This is a genomic window from Aeromonas sp. 602200, from assembly GCF_049173895.1.
Lineage (GTDB): Bacteria > Pseudomonadota > Gammaproteobacteria > Enterobacterales > Aeromonadaceae > Aeromonas > Aeromonas veronii_A.
In genome coordinates, this window is record NZ_JAAKSL010000001.1 from 86375 (window position 1) to 105497 (window position 19123).

Genomic DNA, 19123 nt, shown 5'->3' on the forward strand with positions numbered 1-19123 from the left:
TACTTCGTCATATGAAGCCACATGGAGAAGTGATGATGTCGCTGTTTGATGAGGTGCGGGTACAGGATTTGTGTGCACGGTTGCTCGATAGCCAGAACGGAAAGGGCTGCTCCCTTGAGAGTCGGCATGGCCGCGAGTTGAAGGATCTGTTGCAGGCAGTGGCGGGGATCAAGCCGGTTGGCCGAGGTGCTCATTATGCGTTGACCGACGCGGGGCGGACTTATCTGACCGGACAACTGGCACGGGCAGAGCACCCCGAACCGGACAAGGGTGAGCTGCTGCAACGTTTGGGAGTGAGTTTGCCTGCACGGCTCAATCAGGCCTGCTTTTATGCCCTCTGGCATGGGGACAGCAAGCATTCGCGATCAGCATCCCTTGCAGCGCCAATGCTTGCGGACTTGACGCTCACGCAAGATGAGGTGATCCGCATCCGCACCCTCGAGCCGCTCTCACTGGTCGATCGGCAAGGCCAGCAGCACGATATGACGGTAATGATGGCGCTGCTGGGAGAGTTGGCGTTGCCGGAGCGGACTCTGGGCATGCTGGCGGCCATCGGCTGGCAGGGGGAACGGGTCATTACGGTGGAGAACAAGGGGGCCTTTGTCGACTACCCGCTGCAACCCGGGCAACTGCTGCTCTTTGCTCCCGGTCGCAATACCTCCCTGGCCAAACAGCTGATCCCGCTGCTGCCTGCGGGCGTGCAGTGGGCACATTTCGGTGATCTCGATCAACGGGGTATCGATATTGCCGTCGAGCTGGCGCGCGAGCTAAATCGACCGGCCATGCTCTGGCTTCCCTGTGAGCTGCAACCTTATCTGGATCACTATGCCCGTCCGGTACGCACCTTTGCGACGGACAGTGGCAAGGTGCCCTGGCGTGTGACTAAGCAGGCTGATCAGGTCGATAGTCATGGCGCGTTGGCAGGCGTTCCCTGGCTCGATAAACTGATCACAGACGGGACTTGGCTGGAGCAGGAGGTATTGATTCTGGCGCCTCACTGGTGGAGCTGGTCATTGGAAGCGATGGGCAATCAGGTGTGAAACGGGGAGCCTGTGCTCTCCGTCATTTCGTGGTCAGCTGCTTACTTGGCGTTGATGGGCCCCTTGGTGCCGGCATCATTATCGACCCAGCCATCTTCACCCTTGATGCGGCGATCCCCCTGAATGGTGTAGATGACCATGCCATCCTTGAACACCAGCGCGCCATCGGATTTTTTGGCATTGACCTTCTTGTCGTTGACCCACACCTGATCCTTGCCATCGATGCGGATATTGGCCACGGTGGCGCCGGTTTGGGGGAAGGTGGCGATCCAGTTGCCCGTATAGGGGCTGCCGCTGGTTGCCGCGGCCGGAGCATTGCCAACACCGGCAGCCGCGTTCTCAGCCTTGGTTTTGTTGATATCGCAGCCATTGAGCTCGCTCACCTGAGTGCAACCCGAGCGCTCCAGCTTCTGCTCATAGCTCAGATTCAGACCGCCCTCCGCCGCAGGGGCAGCCGTGCCAAATCCCGCCTTGGCATTTTCCGCTTTGGTTTTGTGAATGTCACAGCCCTGCGCCTCGGTAACCTGGGTACAACCGGATCGCTCCAGTTGCTCGGCATATTTGGCGCTGATGGCGTAGGCAGGGGCGATCCCGAGCAGGGTCAGGGTGATGAGCAGAGCGGCATTCCTGGACATAGATAATCCCTCAAAGATGTAAGTCATGCAGGTTCTTCCGCGCAGTTGCGGCAGTGAACGTCGGGCTCTTCTGAGCATCCGAGACAGATGCGCAGCTGGCGTATTCACGTTAGCACCTTGGGCCAACCGCGCCCAGCGATGTGGCCGGAAGATAAGGCGAGAGGCGATACGGGAGTGCAGGGGAAGCGAGATAGCAGCAGTGTCAACGCTGGAGAGATCATTCCAAGAGAAAAGGTGTTGCGGGCATTATCATAATGATAACAACAGCCCCGTCGATATCATTTCAGCCCCTGAAACTGACCTTTGATGATAATTCTCACCGATGCCGAGATATCGCCTCTGATTATTATCACTCGGCTATTTTATGGCTTGGCTGATCCGCTCACCTTTTTATGGATTAAATCGCTGAAATAGCCGCTGATTTTGTGGGTGGCATCACACACTTTTGCCATTTATTAATATCTGCCTGCATTTTATTGGTTTGGCACGGTTATTGATTGCCTCATATCGACGCTAACCGACGCGCTCACCCACAACCGGGATGCTGGTGACATCGTGAGTGAAAGGGGAGCTATCCATATCTCATCCAATGATTGGGGCGAACGATGAAAGCAGTTAACGAATTAATCAAAGAGATCAGAGCACTCAAATCCAACCTGCATGAAAAAGATTTTCTGCTGACCTGGGAGCAAACTCCTCAGGAGCTGGAGCTGGTATTGAAACTGGCCGAATCCCTCAAGACCCTGCGCGCCGAAAATATCTGCACCAAACTGTTTAACAGCGGGCTCGGTATCTCGGTTTTCCGCGATAACTCCACCCGAACCCGCTTCTCTTACGCCTCTGCCCTGAACCTGCTCGGCCTGGCCCAGCAGGATCTGGATGAGGGCAAATCCCAGATCGCCCATGGCGAAACCGTCCGTGAAACCGCCAACATGATCTCGTTTTGCGCCGATGCCATCGGGATCCGTGACGACATGTTCCTCGGTGCCGGTAACGCCTATATGCGCGAAGTGGGCGCCGCACTGGATGAAGGGTTCGAGAAGGGAGTGCTGCCCCAGCGTCCGGCGCTGGTCAACCTGCAGTGCGACATTGATCACCCGACCCAGTCCATGGCTGATCTCGCCTGGTTGCAGGAGCACTTCGGCAGCCTGGAGAGCCTCAAGGGCAAGAAGATTGCGATGACCTGGGCCTACTCCCCCAGCTACGGCAAGCCGCTCTCCGTGCCCCAGGGCATCATTGGTCTGATGACCCGTTTCGGTATGGACGTGACCCTGGCCCACCCGGAAGGGTATGACCTGATCCCGGATGTGATCGAAGTGGCCAAAGAGAACGCCAAGGCCTCCGGCGGCAGCTTCCGTCAGGTCACCTCCATGGAAGAGGCTTTCAAGGATGCGGATATCGTCTATCCCAAGTCCTGGGCCCCCTACAAGGTGATGGAGCAGCGCACCGAGTTGCTGCGCGCCAATGATCACGCCTGCCTCAAAGAGCTGGAGAAACACTGCCTTGAGCAGAACGCCAAGCACAAGGATTGGCACTGCACTGAGGAGATGATGAAGCTCACCAAGGGGGGCGAGGCGCTCTATATGCACTGCCTACCGGCCGATATTTCCGGCGTCTCCTGCAAAGAGGGCGAAGTGACCGAAGGGGTATTCGAGAAATACCGTATCGCCACTTACAAAGAGGCGAGCTGGAAGCCCTATATTATCGCCGCCATGATCATGGCCCGTAAATTTTCCGCCCCGGCAGAAACTCTGGAAAATCTGATTAAAGAGGCGCAAAAGCGGGTGAAATAAATAACGGCAGGGCAGGGTGAATATTCATCCTGCCCATACTGTCGAATTCATTATTTCGAGTTTTCTCCCCGTGGTATCTGAATAACGGATCTCCCGGCGAGGCAGCTCTTTGTCAGGTAACGCCTAGTGAGGTAAGCATGTCCCAATTTTCGCTGAAGATGGATATTGCCGATAACCGCTTTTTTACCGCCGAGCCATCTCCGCTGTTTTCTCGCGCCGAAGCACAAAAGGCTCGCGCTTTTCATAAAAAACTGGCCGGTTATGAACCGACCCCATTGTGCGACCTGAAAGATCTGGCCGCCTATATCGGGGTGAAAAATATATTGGTCAAGGACGAGTCAAAGCGCTTTGGCCTCAACGCCTTCAAGATGCTGGGTGGCGTTTATGCCATCGCCAACTTGCTCTGTGAAAAGTACGGGGTGGCCATCGAGGATTTCTCCTTCGATCTCATCAAACGCACCATCAAGGAGCCGATGACATTCGCCACCACCACAGATGGCAACCACGGTCGTGGCGTTGCCTGGGCCGCCAAACAGGTGGGTCAGCATGCGGTGGTCTACATGCCCAAGGGCTCGGCCCAGGAGCGGGTTGACCACATCCTCAATCTCGGTGCCGAGTGCATCGTCACCGACATGAACTATGACGACACCGTGCGCCTAACCATGAAGATGGCCGAAGAGCGCGGCTGGCACATAGTGCAGGACACCGCCTGGGAGGGCTACACCAAGATCCCGACCTGGATCATGCAGGGTTACTCCACCCTGGCCGACGAAGCGGTCGAGCAGATGCAGGCCATGGGCATCAAGCAGCCGACCCACGTGTTGCTGCAGGCTGGCGTTGGTGCGCTGGCGGGCGGTGTGCTCGGTTATCTGGTGGACTGCTTCGGGGCGAAAAACCTGCACAGTATCGTGGTCGAACCGGATCAGGCCGACTGCATCTTCCGCTCCGGTGTGGCGGGGGAGATGGTCAACGTGGGGGGCGACATGCGCACCATCATGGCCGGTCTCGCCTGCGGTGAACCCAATCCGCTCGGCTGGCCGCTGCTCAGAAGCTGCACCACCCAGTTCATCTCCTGTCACGACAAGGTGTCGGCATTGGGCATGAGAGTGCTCGGCAACCCCCTTGGCAATGATCCACGCATCATCTCCGGTGAGTCCGGCTCGGTCGGTACCGGCGTGCTGGCGGCAGTACGTCACCACCCGGATCGCGCAGCGCTGATGGCGCGCCTCGGGCTAAGTCGCGACTCCGTGGTGCTGATCATCAACACCGAAGGGGACACCGATGTGACCCACTACCGGGAAGTGGTGTGGGAAGGCAAACATCCTGCCTGCGATTAACCCCGGCTGTGAGTAACCCCTGCGAGAGCAGAGAGACGAATTGAAGAACTGATCGCGCCTCGCCAACGGGGCGCGGTAACGGGCACAGGGCGCTGCCGACGAACAGGCCGCGCACTCTCAGTTGTTATGGAGAATCACAATGAGCAAGCAAATTCCGTTTGAAATGGTGTTGGAGAAGGCCTACCAGTACAAGGCCGAGATGAGTCAGTTCCTGCGCGACATGATCGCCATCCCGAGCGAGAGCTGCGATGAAGAGCGCGTCGTGCTGCGCATCAAGCAGGAGATGGAGAAGGTTGGCTTTGACAAGGTCGAGATCGACCCCATGGGCAACGTGCTGGGCTATATCGGCCACGGCCCGCACCTGATCGCCATGGATGCCCACATCGATACCGTGGGCGTCGGCAACATGGCCAACTGGAAGTTCGACCCCTATGAGGGGATGGAAGATCACGAGATCATTGGTGGTCGTGGCGCATCTGACCAAGAAGGCGGCATGGCCTCCATGGTCTATGCGGGCAAGATCATCAAGGATTTGGGGCTGGAAGATCAGTACACCCTGCTGGTGACCGGTACCGTACAGGAGGAGGATTGCGATGGCCTCTGCTGGCAGTACATCATCGAGCAGAGCAAGATCCGCCCCGAGTTTGTGGTCAGTACCGAACCCACCGACTGTCAGATCTACCGTGGCCAGCGTGGCCGCATGGAGATCCGCATCGATGTGCAGGGGGTCAGCTGCCACGGCTCCGCACCGGAGCGCGGTGACAACGCCATCTTCAAGATGGGCCCCATCCTTGGCGAGCTGCAGGAGCTGAGCCACAACCTCGGCAATGACGACTTCCTCGGCAAGGGCACCCTGACCGTCTCCGAGATCTTCTTCACCTCACCGAGCCGCTGCGCCGTGGCGGACAGCTGCGCCGTCTCCATCGACCGCCGCCTCACCTGGGGCGAGACCTGGCAAGGTGCGCTCGACGAGATCCGTGCCCTGCCTGCGGTGCAAGCCGCCGGTGCCGAGGTCTCCATGTACCAGTACGACCGTCCGGCCTATACCGGTCTGGTCTACCCGACCGAGTGCTACTTCCCGACCTGGAAGGTGGAAGAGGATCACATCACCGTCAAAACCCTCTCCAAGGCTTATCGCGAGCTGTTCAACAAGGAGCCGGTGGTGGACAAGTGGACCTTCTCGACCAACGGGGTCTCCATCATGGGTCGCCACGGTATTCCGGTGATCGGTTTTGGCCCGGGTAAAGAGCCGGAGGCCCACGCCCCGAACGAGAAGACCTGGAAAGAGCATCTGGTCAAGTGCGCCGCCATGTACGCCGTGATCCCCATGCTCTATCTGGCCGAGCTGGACAAGTAAGGGGTCTGCCGGGTGGTGACTGCCATCGCCGCCCGGCTGTCGCAAGTGTGGCAAGTGCCCCGTCTCCATTGAGGCGGGGCTTTGCTGTTTGAAGTGATGTTCGAGGTGGTGGGGATGAAACGGCTGATCAAAAACGGTGTGCTGGTCGATGCACAGGGTGAATATCGTCAGGATCTGCTGATCGATAACGGGGTGATCCGCGCGCGAGCCGCCGCTATCCAGCCCGATGGCGAGACCGACGTGATCGATGCCAGCGGCTGCTATGTGATGCCGGGTGGCATCGACGTCCACACCCACTTCAACATCGATGTGGGCATTGCCCGCAGTTGCGATGACTTTTTCAGCGGTACCCGTGCTGCCGCCTGTGGTGGCACCACCACTATCGTCGATCACATGGGATTTGGCCCGGCGGGGTGTAACCTGCATCACCAGCTGGCCCGCTATCACGACTATGCCGCCGATCAGGCGGTGGTCGATTACAGCTTTCACGGCGTTGTCCAGCATGTGGATGACGCCATCCTCCACGAGATGGCCGCCATGGTGCAGGAGGAGGGGATCAGCAGCTTCAAGCTCTATCTCACCTACCAGTACAAGCTCGGAGATCACGATGTGTTGCGCGCGCTGGCCCGCCTCAAGGAGGTGGGCGCGCTCGCCACCGTCCATCCCGAGAACGATGCTGCCATCGCGGCGCGCCGTGCGGCCCTGCTGGCCGCCGGTCACCATGAACCCTGGTATCACCCGCAAAGCCGCCCATTGGAGTGCGAGGCGGAGGCGATCGCCCGGATGATCAATCTGGCCGGACTTGCTGGCAATGCGCCACTCTATATCGTCCACCTCTCCAACGGCTTGGGGCTGGAGTATCTGAAACTGGCGCGTCGTCAGGGGCAGCCGGTCTGGGTGGAGACCTGCCCGCAATATCTGCTGCTCGATGAGCAGTGTTATTACAAGGAGAACGGGGTCGACTATCTGCTGAGCCCGCCGCTGCGCTCGCGCCGCGAGCAGGACAAGCTGTGGGTCGGCATCGCTGCTGGCGACATCGACACGGTGGCGACCGATCATTGCAACTTCTCCCACGCCCAGCGCGTGACCCTCTCGGGAGGCGATTTCAGCCGCTGCCCCAACGGCTTGCCCGGGGTCGAAAACCGGATGCTGCTGCTGTTTTCCCACGGGGTGCTGGGGGGGCGCATCTCGCCGTCCCGCTTCGTGGCCCTCACCAGCGCCAACCCGGCGCGCCTGTTTGGCCTCTGGCCGCGCAAGGGCAACCTGCAACCGGGGTCTGACGCTGATCTGGTGCTGATGGATCCCCACGGTGACACCCTGATTTCTCACCCACTGCTGCATGACAACGGCGACTACAGCCCCTACGAGGGGATGCACTGCCCGGGCCGGATCAGGATGACCCTCAGTCGTGGCGAGATAGTCGCTCGCGATGGCGAGTTCCTCGGGCGGCGTGGTCATGGCCGGTTTTTGGCCAGATCGCCCTTTGATCCGGCCTTGGCGCCGGATCTGCGCTCGCCTTGCCCCTTGGTGGCAGGCTGACAATTCGTTCGAAACACGCAAATCAGCAAGCTTATGTGAACAACGAAAGGTGGGCCGGTATTGCGCCGGCTTGTCCCATCACTGGAGATAACAAGATGAAACAGAGAATCGTACTGGCCCTTGGTGGCAATGCGCTGGGCAACAACCTGCCCGAGCAGATGAAGGCGGTGCAGAGCACGGCGGGCACCATTGCCGACCTGATCGCTCAGGGGCATGAAGTGGTGGTGACCCACGGCAACGGGCCGCAGGTGGGGATGATCCAGCAGGCGTTCGAAGTGGCGGCCCGCCACGAGCCAAAATCCCCCCATCTGCCGATGTCGGTCTGCGTGGCCCTGAGTCAGGGCTACATCGGTTATGACCTGCAAAATGCCCTGCGTGAAGCCCTGCTGGAACGCGGCATCCACAAGCCGGTCGCCACTCTGGTGACCCAGGTTGAGGTGGATAAAAACGATCCCGCCTTCCTTGACCCGAGCAAGCCCATCGGCGGCTTCTTCAGCAAGGAGGAGGCCGAGGCATTGATGGCCAAGGGCGAGCGGCTCAAAGAGGACGCTGGTCGTGGCTATCGCCGGGTGGTCGCATCCCCCAAACCCGTCGATATCATCGAGAAAGAGACCGTCTCTGCCATGCTGGCCGCCGGTCAGGTGGTGATAACCGTCGGTGGCGGCGGCATCCCGGTGCTGCGGGAGGGCAATCACCTGCGCGGTGCCAGTGCGGTGATCGACAAGGATTGGGCCAGTGCCAAGCTGGCGGAGCTTATCGACGCCGACATGCTGATCATCCTCACCGCGGTAGAGAAGGTGGCCATCAACTTCGGCAAGCCCGAGGTGCAGTGGCTCGATCAGCTGAGCGTCGGAGATGCCAACAGCTTTATCGCCCAGGGGCAGTTTGCCAAGGGCTCCATGCTGCCCAAGGTAGAAGCGGCGCTCTCGTTCGCTACCTCCATGCCGGGACGCAAATCCCTGATCACCTTGCTGGAGAAGGCCGCCGACGGCATTACCGGCAAGACGGGAACCCTTATCTGCCGCTAGGCGTTCCAGCTCGGGTTGAGTGTGATTGCGGGGGCCGACGGCCCCCTTGTTCATTTCGGGGCGACCATGGTCAGCGGAGGATGAGCGGCGTAAGATGGCCGCCTTCAAGCGCGGGCAAGACGCCGAGAGCAGACCCGGCGCAATGAGTGACAAGAGGTGAGTAACAAACAAATGAGCGGAAGGATCAATATGGCGGCGCTTGGGGGGCTTGTTCTGCTCACCGCCATCTGGAGTTACAGCTGGATCGTGATGAAGCAGGTGATGCTTTACGCGGGGGCCTTCGAGTTCACCGCCCTGCGCTGCCTGTGCGGATCTCTGGTTCTGCTGCTGGTGTTGGCCCTGCGCGGTCGCCGTTATCTCAAACCCACCCCGTTTCGCTATACCTTCGCCATCGCCCTGTTCCAGACCTGCGGCATGGTGGGGTTGGCTCAGTGGGCGCTGATCAGCGGCGGGGCGGGCAAGGTGGCTATTCTGAGCTACACCATGCCGTTCTGGGTGGTGATTTTCGCGGCGCTCTTTCTCGGCGAGCGGATGCGCAAGCTCCACTATCTGGCGGTCGGGGTAGCGGCCTGCGGGCTGCTGCTGGTGATCGAGCCCTGGCAGCTGCATCTCGATTCCATGAAGAGTGCGCTGCTGGGGATTGCCTCCGGCATCTGCTGGGGGATCAGTGCCATCATCGCCAAGCGGATGTATGCCCGCCACCCCGCGGTGGATCTGATGTCCCTCACCACCTGGCAGATGATCTACGCCACCATGGTGATGGCCGTGGTGGCGGCGCTGGTGCCGGAGCGACCCATCGACTGGCAGCCCTATGTGTTTGGCGCGCTCGCCTACAGCGCCATCTTCGCCACGGCACTGGCCTGGAGCCTCTGGCTGTTCGTGCTGAAAAAGCTGCCGGCCGGGATCGCCAGCCTCAGCACATTGGCGGTGCCGGTGAGCGGCGTGCTGCTCTCATGGTGGCTGCTTGGTGAAAATCCGGGGCCGGTGGAGGGGAGCGGCATCGCCCTTATCGTGCTGGCGCTTATCGTCATCAGCCGCAAGGGCAAGCGCTCTGTGGTGTCGGTGGCGGGGGAGACCCGTATCAAGCACGGTTGAGTGGTGACTGAGCTGCCAGTGGCACGATAAACGGCACTCAAAAGAGCCCGCGACAGGGGACCAGCCCCTAGTTACAATGGCGTGGTCTGACTGTGCTGGAGCACAGGTATCTGATTTATTGTGATTATTTCAACGAACCTAACGGCAAGGATGAGACCGTATGATGACGCTGGTGTGGTTGGCTGTAGGCCTGGTGTGTCTGGTGGTGGGGGCCGAATCTCTGGTGCGGGGCGCATCTCGCCTCGCCACCATGATGGGGATATCGCCACTGGTGGTGGGATTGACCATAGTGGCCTTTGGGACCAGTGCTCCCGAGCTGGCGGTGAGCATCCAGTCTGGCCTCGAGGGGCAGGCAGGGATAGCGGTGGGGAACGTGGTCGGCAGCAATATCTTCAACGTGCTGTTTATTTTAGGTATTTCGGCACTGATCGTACCGTTGACCGTCTCACAGCAACTGGTACGTCTCGACGTGCCCTTGATGATAGTGGTCTCTTTTCTGGTGTTGTTGCTGGGCTACGATGGCCGTATTGCGCCACTGGAAGGGGCGCTGCTGTTTGCCGGCATCATCGCCTACACCGTGTTTCTCTTTGTCCAGAGTCGACGGGAAAACAAAGCGGTGCAGGCGGAGTACGAGCAGGAGTTTGGTACCTGTGAAGCGAGTACGGCGGGCAACTGGTTGCGCAATCTGCTCTTTATTGCCGCAGGTCTGGGTCTGCTGATCCTCGGCTCCCGCCTGCTGGTTGGCAGTGCGGTTGAGATTGCCCACTACTTCGGGGTGAGCGATCTGATCATCGGCTTGACCATAGTGGCGGCCGGTACCTCCTTGCCCGAAGTGGTGACCTCCATCGTCGCAGCCCTGCGCGGGGAGCGGGATATCGCTGTGGGGAACGTGGTGGGCAGCAATATCTTCAATATCCTCTGCGTGCTGGGGCTCACCTCCATTGTCACTCCCGGTGGGCTTGAAGTGTCGGCCACCGCCCTTCAGTTCGATATTCCGGTAATGATTGCGGTGGCGCTTGCCTGCCTGCCCATCTTCTTTACCGGTTACACCATCGCCCGCTGGGAAGGGGCGCTGTTTCTGGCCTACTACATCGGCTACACCTGCTGGCTGATCCTCCACGCCACATCCAGTCCGCTGCAAGGTCAGTTCAGTGCAGCGCTAACCGGTTTTGTGTTGCCGCTCACCGCCATCACTCTGGTTGTGCTGGCGGTGCGAGCCTGGCGATTGCAACGAACCCGGTCGTGATGCAGGTTCTCCTGATGTAAAGGAGCTGAATCAACCGACAGGCCGAAAAAAGCCCCACCATCATGGTGGGGCTTTTGCTTGGTGCTGAACTTGGTGCTGAAGAGGGACGCGAAGAGCCGTTATCGGCGCTGGGCCAGATGCATCATGGCCTCCAGCACGGCGCCGCCGATGGCGCGTGCCTTGTCAGAGACGGTGGTGGCATCGGCCCGTTCGCCTCTGGGGTCGATGTCACCGATCTTGAAGCCGACGGTGACCTCGATGCCATCGCTGAGCAGACCTCGCACCATGCCGGAGAGGGGCGCGATAATGGGAGCATCCCCCACATGGGCGATCACATCCCCTTCCTGCACCAGATCGCCGAGCTTGATAATGCTTTTCATCACCCCGGGGACGGGGGCGCGCACCACCCGGCGGGCGGAGTGCCCCTCGATCACCCCGGGAATGCCGGTATTGGGCTGGGCGGGGCCCTGATAGATGACCCGCCCCAGATGGTGACCACGGTTGGTCTCGATCACCGCATCGCAGTCGCGCCCCGCCTCAAAGCCCGGGCCGAGGGCTACCGTAATGGGGGCCATCTCCTTGTGGGTGCCGAGGTTCTGCTTGGCGAGGATGGCATCCACCAGATAGCGGGGCTTGAACTCGGCGAGGGTGGCGCAGTCGGGGTCAACCAGCAGCGGAATGATGCCCCTATCCAGCTGCTCGAACGCTTGCTCAACGCTCTCGACCCGCTTGGCGCGCACACCCTCGACACTGGTTTCGCCATCAAACATCCCTTGAGCGAAGGCGACGGTGCGGCGGATCACCGTGGGCTTGTCGAGATCCAGCATCACCACCTTGAAGCCGGCATTGTGCAGGCGCAACGCGACGCCGGTGGCGATATCGCCGGAGCCACGCATCACCACCAGTTGATCCCGCTTGAGGCGCACGTCATCCTGCATTAGCCCACCCGATTTGCCGTTTTTCACTTGCAGCAGTTCGGCGAGGATGCTGATGGCGATCTCCTCGGGGGTTTCGGCACCTATGTTGTAGCCGATGGGGGCGTGCAGCCGCTGCAATTGCTCCTGACTCACCCCTTGCTGGCGCAGCGCCTGGGTGAAGGTCTGCACCTTGCGCTTGCTGGCGAGCAGCCCCAGATAGGCGAGGGGACGGCTGATGAGCCGATCCAGCGCCTCCTTGTCCTGATGGTTGGTGGCGATGATGACGAAGTTGGCGGGCTCGATGGCCAGTTTCTCGATCACCGCGCTGATGGTATCGGCCTGCACCAGATGGGTACCGGCGGGGAAGAGGTCAGGGTTGAGGCTCCCCTCGAAGCAATCCCCTACATGGACATCAAAGCCGAGCGGCGCCGCAGCATGGGCCACAGCCCGGTTGACGTGGCCGGCGCCGATCAGTACCAGACGGGGGCGCAGGCCGTAGACATCGATATAGACCGACATGGCGCCGCCACAGTCCGACCCCACCGCATGCTCGCCGTTGCGAGCCATCCGGCCATGGAAGATGCGCGGCTTGCGTTCGGCAATGGCGGCCATCGCTTCCTCGATCACCAGCCGTTCGATCATGCCGCCGCCGATGGTACCGAGGATCTGGCCATCGGCCATTACCAGCATCTGGGCCTGATGGCGCGGGGTGGAGCCGCGGCTCTCGATGATCTGGGCCATGGCAAACGGAGTGTTCTCCTGTTCCAGTCGGGCTGCGTGTGCAAACAGATTCATAAGGTACCTCTTCTTATCCTTAAACCATCATGGGCGAGGCGGCTGTGCCTCATCCAGAGCGAAGTAACCGAGTGCGTGGCGAATGGGCTGTGGCTCGCGAACCGCCCCCTGCCAGATGGCATAGATCTCGGGGTGGCAGCTATGCAGCTTTATCAATTCATCGAGCCACGACGCCTCATTTTGATAATCCCCATTGATAAACCAGATCCGGCGCGCCCTGGCCGGGGTGCCCTTGAACAGCCCCTCGGGGTGGGAGATCAGCTGGTTATACAGGGCCCAGTCGAGGGGGTCACCGGCCTCTATCCCGCACAGTGCCTGAAGCTGTGCCCAGCGGTGGATCTGCTGCGGGTCGGCCTTGGCCCCCACCATGGCGCCGCCCGTCAGGGCGATCACCCAATCACTGCTCTGGGGAATGCAAGGTTCGTGCAAAGCGGGCACTTTCAATAACTTGTGATGGGCGCCATCCGCCTCGACCAGGATAAGATCGAAGCGCTGCTGTCCCTTGATGAGATCAATCTGCTGGGGAGTAGGACCCGCCACCTTGCCGCTGGCCTGATCGATATGGCTGAAAAGGGCGACCAGCGCCGGGCCATCCGGTAGCGCCTGACAGCGGGTCAACTGGCGGACGGGATCGGCTTCCAGGATCAATTCCCGATAGTGTGACGGGGCAGGCAGAAACATCCGGGTGGTGGTGGTAATTAGCACCCTTTTACCCTGTTGATAAAAATATTCCGCCAGCCAGAACAGGGTGCTGGTTTTTCCACCGGCCCCGCAGAGGCTAATTAAGGTGGTATGGCTATCAATATTTTTGGTGAGCGAGTTTAATAGCGGATCTATATCTGGAAATGCGACAGCAACAACGTGTGGTAGCGACATAATGACGACCAAAATAAATATCGAAGGGAGTGGAAAACAACGTTGCCAGGAACAAGAGCATTGTGACTGTATAATAACGGCGGCGGGTTTATCTTCCCGAATGGGTACCTGGAAAATGATGCTACCTTATTGCCAGGGGACAATGCTTGATGCAAGTCTAAAAAATGCCCTGGTTTTTTGTCAGCGCGTTATTCTGGTGGTGGGCCATCGTGGCGAGGAACTTCAAGCGCGCTACGGATCACGGCCGGATATTGTTGTCGTCCACAACCCCGACTATCGGCAGGGGCTGGGCAGCTCCATCCGCTGCGCCCTGGCGGCCAGTGACGCTGACTACCTCTTTATCAGCCACGGGGATCTCCCCTGTATCCCGCGCGAGGTCTATCAACAGATCTGGCAGGCTCGGGGTTGTGAGGCTCTCTTTCCCACCTGGCAGGGGGAGGCGGGCCATCCGGTGTTGCTGCCCAAATCCCTTGCCCGCGAGCTGGCAGCGGCCCCGGTGCAGCCGTCGGTACGACGCTGGTTGCGAGGGCATCCGCACCGTATGGTGCCCGTTGACAGCCCCGCCATCCTGTTTGATGTGGATACCCCGGAGCGCTATCAGGCGCTGCTGGGTGGCATTCTTGAAAATGAGAGCGAGCCCACGAAATAACCCAGTTTAAAAAGATAACGGGGAGATAAATGGCGTATCAAAGTGATATTTCTCGCACTTGAACTGATAGAGCGAGCTCTTTTTGAACTGCTCATTAAGTAAATTCCAGAGTGATTGATAACTACTCGCAACACCCATAATGGTGGCATCGTAAATTCTCTCCATTAATTGGAGCTGTCTCACGCTTTTACCGTAAAAAATAGTTTTGTAACTGTAGTGGCCTGATTGTTGCTCTTCTCCTTGCCAAGGGGGAACACCCGTGCGGGATACCCCATTTATTCATGCTGCCAATGGGCAGAACAGCTGCAAGGAGATAGCCATGGGCGATATTATGCGACCCGTTCCGTTCAAGAACCTGCTGACCCGTATTTTTGCGGAATATAAAGAGAGTCAGAGCATTTTCGGTATTCCCGCCGCACAATTTTATCGCAAGCAGGACGAGCGCAAGATCAAGGTGTTCGGTGAAACCTGCGAGACCCCCATCGGCCCGGCAGCCGGCCCCCATACCCAGTTGGCCCAGAACATCGTCACCTCCTGGCTGACTGGCGGGCGCTTTATCGAGCTCAAGACGGTGCAGATCCTGGACCGTCTCGAACTGGAAAAGCCCTGCATCGATGCCGAGGATGAGTGCTTCAACACCGAGTGGTCTACCGAGTTCACCCTGCCCAAGGCGTTTGACGAGTATCTGAAGGCCTGGTTTGCCCTCTACCTGCTGGAGGAGGTGTTCGACCCGCGCCTCGACGGAGAGGCCAAGTCCTTCATCTTCAACATGAGCGTGGGGTACAACCTCGATGGCATCAAACAGCCACCGATGCAGCAGTTTATCCACAGCCTGATGGATGCAAGCCAAAGTCCGAAGTTTGCCGAGTACCAGCAGGTGCTGCGCGAGCTGGTAGCCGACGAGCAGTTTATCGCCGAGCTGGGACTGGGTTCCCGCCGCGATCGCCTGCAACAGCTGGTGGATCGCATCCCGGCCGAGCTGGTGCACGGTGTCACCCTCTCCACCATGCACGGCTGCCCGCCGAATGAGATTGAGGCCATCTGCCGCTACATGCTGGAAGAGAAGGGACTCAACACCTTCGTCAAACTGAACCCGACCCTGCTGGGCTACCCGCGGGTGCGCGAGATCCTCGATACCTGTGGCTTTGATTACATTGGTCTGAGCGAAGCGTCGTTCGATCACGACCTCAAGCTGGATCAGGCCAAGGCGATGCTGACCCGTCTGATGGCGCTCGGGGCCGAGAAGGGGCTCACCTTCGGGGTCAAGCTCACCAACACCCTGGGCACCATCAACCGCAAAGGGGCACTGCCGGGGGATGAGATGTACATGTCCGGCCGCGCGCTGTTCCCGCTCTCCATCAACGTGGCGGCTGTGCTGTCTCGCGCTTTCGATGGCAAGCTGCCCATCTCCTACTCGGGTGGCGCCAGCAAGTTCAATATCGCGGAGATCTTCGAGACCGGTATTCGTCCCATCACCATGGCTACCGACCTGCTCAAACCGGGCGGCTACCTGCGCCAGATTGAGTGCCTCAAAGAGATCGACGCTTCTGACAGCTGGGGCATGAGTCAGGTGGATGTGGCCAAGCTGGAGGCGCTTGCCGCCAAGGCCCTCACAATGGATTACACCCAGAAGGAGTGGAAGTCCGAGGATCGCATCGAAGTGGGTGGTGGCCTGCCGCTGACCGACTGCTACGTGGCGCCCTGCGTCACCGCCTGCGCCGTGCATCAGGATATCCCCGAGTACATTCGCCTGATGGGCGAGGGGGAGTATGTCGCAGCCCTTGAGCTGATTTATCAGCGCAACGCCCTGCCCGCTATCACCGGCCATATCTGCGATCACCAGTGCCAGTACAACTGCACCCGTCTCGACTACGACAGCCCGCTCAATATCCGTGAGCTCAAGAAGGTCGCGCTGGAGCGGGGCTGGGAAGGGTACAAGGCGCGTTGGCACAAACCGGCAGGCAGCGGTGACAAGCATCCGGTTGCGGTGATTGGTGCAGGCCCCGCCGGTCTCTCCGCCGGTTACTTCCTGGCCCGTGCCGGCCACCCTGTCACCGTGTTCGAGCGCGAAGCGGATGCCGGTGGCGTGGTCAAGCACATCATCCCCGAGTTCCGCATCCCGGCTGAGCTTATCCAGCACGATATCGACTTTGTCGCCGCTCACGGGGTCAAGTTCGAGTTTGGCTGCGATCCGGCGCTCACCGTCGACAAGCTGCACGCCCAGGGCTTTACCTATGTCTTCGTCGGCATCGGCGCTGACAAGAATGGTGGCATGCGTCTCGAAGGGGGTCATGATCGGGTCTACAAATCCTTCAACTTCCTGCGCAGCTTCAATCAGGGCAAACCGCTGCCGCTGGGCCGCCATGTGGCGGTGATCGGCGCCGGTAACACCGCCATGGACTGCGCCCGCGCTGCCCTCAAGGTGCCGGGTGTCAGCGATGTGACCGTTATCTACCGCCGCAGCGAAAAAGAGATGCCCGCCTATCGCGAGGAGTATCTGGAAGCGGTGGAGGATGGGGTGCGTTTCTGCTTCCTCACCAATCCGGAGCGCTTTGAGAAAGATGGCAAGCTCACTGTGCGGATGATGGCGCTGGGGGATCCTGACGAGCAGGGCCGCCGCCGTCCGGTGCCCACCGAGCAGACCGAAGTGATGCAGATGGATGCCCTGATCACCGCCATCGGCGAGCAGCCTGACTGCGAGGTGCTCAAAGCCATGGGCATTCCCTTGGGCAGCGATGGCTGGCCCGAGGTGGACAGCCAGACCGGCGAAACCAGCCGTCGCAACGTCTTCCTTATCGGTGACGTGCAGAGCGGCCCGTCCTCCATCGTCGGTGCCATCGGTGGCGCCCGCCGCGCCGCGGATCTGGTGCTATCTCGCGAGCATATCGCCAGCCAGCAGAGTGAAGTGACCATCCAGCCGTCGGGCAAGGATGAGATCTACCGCCGCAAGGGGAGCATCGCTGTCACCCTGGTCGACAAGAACGAGCGTGATGCCTTCGTGGCGCAAGAGGCGCACCGTTGCCTCGAGTGCAACTACCTCTGCAGCAAGTGCGTGGATGTCTGCCCCAACCGGGCCAACATCGCCATCTCGGTACCGGGCTTCAAAGACCAGTTCCAGACCCTGCACCTGGATGCCTACTGCAACGAATGTGGCAACTGCGCCCAGTTCTGCCCGTGGCAGGGCAAGCCCTATCAGGACAAGGTCACCATCTTCAGCCTGCCCGAGGATTTCGACAACAGCCGCAACCCCGGTTTCTATCTGGCTGACGGTGGTGAACTGCGGGTGCGTCAGGATGGCGAGACCTATCGCCTGACCATAGACGCCCAGAGCCGGATCAAGGATGCGCCAGCGGCCCTTGGCGACATGTGCCGCATCATCAGCCATGTCCATGCTCATCACCACTACCTGCTGGGGGCCGTCGAGGCCTGAACGAACAACGAATAAGCGAAGGAGCAAACCATGTTTATTCTGAAGAACGTCACCGCTGTCCAGCTGGAGCCGACCCGGGTGCTGGAAGGGGTGGATATCGCCATCGAAGGCACCCTTATCAAAGCAGTGGGGCCCAATCTGCGGGCCCTCTACCCGGAGGCCAACTATCGGGAGATGGGCGGCAGGCTGGTGATGCCGGGCATCGTCTGTGCCCACAACCACTTCTACTCCGGCCTGTCGCGGGGGATCATGGCCAATATCGCCCCTTGCCCGGATTTTATCTCCACCCTGAAAAACCTCTGGTGGCGGCTCGATCGGGCGCTCGATGAGGAGTCCCTCTACTACAGCGGCCTCATCTGCTCGCTGGAAGCGATCAAAAGCGGTTGCAGTGCGGTGATCGACCACCACGCCTCGCCCAACTTCATCAAGGGCTCGTTGAATGTATTGCGCAAAGGGTTTGTGGAGGTGGGCCTGCGCGGCATGACCTGCTTCGAAACCACGGATCGCAACGGCGGTCTCGCCGAGCTGCAGGCCGGGGTAGAGGAGAACATCCTGTTCGCCCAACAGATCGATGCGGCCAAGGCCAAAGGGAACGAACCCTATCTGGTGGAGGCTCATATCGGTGCCCACGCCCCCTTCACTGTCCCCGACGAGGGGCTGGCCATGCTGCGCGAAGCGGTGCAGGTCACCGGTCGCGGCCTGCATATCCATGTGGCGGAAGACCGCTACGACATGGCCCACGGCCACCACCACTATGGCAAGGAGCCCATCGCCCGGCTGGACGAGTTTGGCCTTATCGACAGCAAGTCGCTTGTCGCCCACGGTATCTACCTGAGCCCGGCCGACATTGAGCTGCTCAACAGCCGCGATGCCTTCCTGGTGCACAACGCCCGCTCCAACATGAACAACCATGTGGGCTACAACATGCACCTGCCGGAGTATCGCAATCTGGCGCTTGGCACCGATGGTATCGGCTCCGACATGCTCGAAGAACTCAAGTTCGCCTACTTCAAGCACAAGGATGCCGGTGGCGCCCTGTGGCCCGACAGCTTTGCCCGGTTCCTCTGGAACGGCAACACCCTGCTGGAGCGCAACTTCGGTGCCAAATTTGGCCGCCTGGAGCCGGGCTACAAGGCCGACCTCACCATTTGCGACTACGACGCACCGACCCCGCTGGCGCCGCGCAACCTCGGCGGCCATCTCGCCTTTGGTATGGGATCGAACAGCGTCAACAGCGTGATGGTGGAGGGGCGCATGGTCTATCAGGATCGCGAGTTCCCGTTCGATGTCGCGCCCATTTACGAGCAGGCCAGCAAGGTGGCGAGCCGCCTGTGGCAACGGATGGATCAGCTGGCCTAAGGCCACCTTCCACAGTTTTGGACCGGA

The 19123-nt window shown here is 60.0% G+C and carries 14 protein-coding genes; 11 read left to right on the forward strand and 3 right to left on the reverse strand.

Features of this window, described 5'->3' with window-relative positions; genetic code table 11:
• Positions 1–35 precede the first annotated feature (35 nt).
• The gene (locus G5221_RS00440; RefSeq protein WP_421262805.1) at positions 36–1040 is read left to right on the forward strand and encodes a Wadjet anti-phage system protein JetD domain-containing protein; all 1005 of its coding nucleotides are present in this window, start codon (positions 36–38) and stop codon (positions 1038–1040) included.
• A 41-nt stretch (positions 1041–1081) separates the two neighbouring features.
• Here the strand turns inward: G5221_RS00440 and G5221_RS00445 are convergent, their stop codons facing one another.
• Positions 1082–1675, reverse strand: a complete 594-nt coding sequence (locus G5221_RS00445) for a hypothetical protein (protein WP_040070009.1) — start codon at positions 1673–1675, stop codon at positions 1082–1084.
• Positions 1676–2280: 605 nt separating this feature from the next.
• Between G5221_RS00445 and ygeW the strand changes: the two genes are divergently transcribed.
• The 7 genes from ygeW to G5221_RS00480 all read left to right on the forward strand — a co-directional run bounded on the left by ygeW (position 2281) and on the right by G5221_RS00480 (position 11070).
• Positions 2281–3468 (forward strand): knotted carbamoyltransferase YgeW, encoded by a 1188-nt coding sequence (gene ygeW, locus G5221_RS00450; protein ID WP_040070007.1) that lies wholly within the window; start codon positions 2281–2283, stop codon positions 3466–3468.
• A gap of 137 nt (positions 3469–3605) precedes the next feature.
• Positions 3606–4805, forward strand: coding sequence for a diaminopropionate ammonia-lyase (gene dpaL / locus G5221_RS00455; protein ID WP_040070005.1), 1200 nt, complete (start codon positions 3606–3608; stop codon positions 4803–4805).
• A gap of 139 nt (positions 4806–4944) precedes the next feature.
• A complete protein-coding gene (locus tag G5221_RS00460; protein ID WP_040070003.1) occupies positions 4945–6162 on the forward strand; it encodes a YgeY family selenium metabolism-linked hydrolase in 1218 nt (405 codons plus the stop codon).
• A gap of 114 nt (positions 6163–6276) precedes the next feature.
• Entirely contained in the window at positions 6277–7701 is a 1425-nt protein-coding gene (gene hydA / locus G5221_RS00465) for a dihydropyrimidinase (RefSeq protein ID WP_421262806.1), read from the forward strand.
• A gap of 95 nt (positions 7702–7796) precedes the next feature.
• Positions 7797–8729 (forward strand): carbamate kinase, encoded by a 933-nt coding sequence (arcC, locus tag G5221_RS00470; protein WP_421262586.1) that lies wholly within the window; start codon positions 7797–7799, stop codon positions 8727–8729.
• 171 nt (positions 8730–8900) lie between these two features.
• Entirely contained in the window at positions 8901–9824 is a 924-nt protein-coding gene (locus tag G5221_RS00475; protein ID WP_421262587.1) for a DMT family transporter, read from the forward strand.
• Between the two features lie 160 nt (positions 9825–9984).
• The gene (locus G5221_RS00480) at positions 9985–11070 is read left to right on the forward strand and encodes a calcium/sodium antiporter (RefSeq protein ID WP_421262588.1); all 1086 of its coding nucleotides are present in this window, start codon (positions 9985–9987) and stop codon (positions 11068–11070) included.
• Between the two features lie 119 nt (positions 11071–11189).
• Here G5221_RS00480 and yqeB read toward each other — a convergent pair whose 3' ends face one another.
• Together yqeB and yqeC are read right to left on the reverse strand one after the other, a co-directional pair.
• Positions 11190–12782, reverse strand: coding sequence for a selenium-dependent molybdenum cofactor biosynthesis protein YqeB (gene yqeB, locus G5221_RS00485; protein ID WP_421262589.1), 1593 nt, complete (start codon positions 12780–12782; stop codon positions 11190–11192).
• A gap of 27 nt (positions 12783–12809) precedes the next feature.
• Entirely contained in the window at positions 12810–13658 is an 849-nt protein-coding gene (gene yqeC / locus G5221_RS00490; RefSeq protein ID WP_421249777.1) for a selenium cofactor biosynthesis protein YqeC, read from the reverse strand.
• Between the two features lies 1 nt (position 13659).
• Here yqeC and mocA point away from each other — a divergent pair, with 1 nt between their 5' ends.
• The 3 genes from mocA (at position 13660) to ssnA (ending at position 19096) form a co-directional block, all read left to right on the forward strand.
• Complete coding sequence (mocA, locus tag G5221_RS00495) at positions 13660–14307, forward strand: molybdenum cofactor cytidylyltransferase (RefSeq protein WP_319920224.1); 648 nt, start codon at positions 13660–13662, stop codon at positions 14305–14307.
• 319 nt (positions 14308–14626) lie between these two features.
• Positions 14627–17737: a putative selenate reductase subunit YgfK gene (gene ygfK / locus G5221_RS00500; RefSeq protein ID WP_421262590.1), complete on the forward strand. Its 3111-nt coding sequence runs from the start codon at positions 14627–14629 to the stop codon at positions 17735–17737.
• Between the two features lie 30 nt (positions 17738–17767).
• Entirely contained in the window at positions 17768–19096 is a 1329-nt protein-coding gene (gene ssnA / locus G5221_RS00505; RefSeq protein ID WP_245096866.1) for a putative aminohydrolase SsnA, read from the forward strand.
• Positions 19097–19123: the final 27 nt, after the last annotated feature.

Excerpts from the sequence above, each read along its gene's own strand:
- hydA (WP_421262806.1), top strand. The coding sequence starts at position 6,277 with ATGAAACGGCTGATCAAAAACGGTGTGCTGGTCGATGCACAGGGTGAA.
- ygfK (WP_421262590.1), top strand. The coding sequence starts at position 14,627 with ATGGGCGATATTATGCGACCCGTTCCGTTCAAGAACCTGCTGACCCGT.
- G5221_RS00440 (WP_421262805.1), top strand. The coding sequence starts at position 36 with ATGTCGCTGTTTGATGAGGTGCGGGTACAGGATTTGTGTGCACGGTTG.
- ygeW (WP_040070007.1), top strand. The coding sequence starts at position 2,281 with ATGAAAGCAGTTAACGAATTAATCAAAGAGATCAGAGCACTCAAATCC.
- mocA (WP_319920224.1), top strand. The coding sequence starts at position 13,660 with ATGACGACCAAAATAAATATCGAAGGGAGTGGAAAACAACGTTGCCAG.
- G5221_RS00460 (WP_040070003.1), top strand. The coding sequence starts at position 4,945 with ATGAGCAAGCAAATTCCGTTTGAAATGGTGTTGGAGAAGGCCTACCAG.
- yqeC (WP_421249777.1), bottom strand. The coding sequence starts at position 13,658 with ATGTCGCTACCACACGTTGTTGCTGTCGCATTTCCAGATATAGATCCG.
- dpaL (WP_040070005.1), top strand. The coding sequence starts at position 3,606 with ATGTCCCAATTTTCGCTGAAGATGGATATTGCCGATAACCGCTTTTTT.
- G5221_RS00445 (WP_040070009.1), bottom strand. The coding sequence starts at position 1,675 with ATGTCCAGGAATGCCGCTCTGCTCATCACCCTGACCCTGCTCGGGATC.
- ssnA (WP_245096866.1), top strand. The coding sequence starts at position 17,768 with ATGTTTATTCTGAAGAACGTCACCGCTGTCCAGCTGGAGCCGACCCGG.
- arcC (WP_421262586.1), top strand. The coding sequence starts at position 7,797 with ATGAAACAGAGAATCGTACTGGCCCTTGGTGGCAATGCGCTGGGCAAC.
- G5221_RS00475 (WP_421262587.1), top strand. The coding sequence starts at position 8,901 with ATGAGCGGAAGGATCAATATGGCGGCGCTTGGGGGGCTTGTTCTGCTC.
- yqeB (WP_421262589.1), bottom strand. The coding sequence starts at position 12,782 with ATGAATCTGTTTGCACACGCAGCCCGACTGGAACAGGAGAACACTCCG.
- G5221_RS00480 (WP_421262588.1), top strand. The coding sequence starts at position 9,985 with ATGATGACGCTGGTGTGGTTGGCTGTAGGCCTGGTGTGTCTGGTGGTG.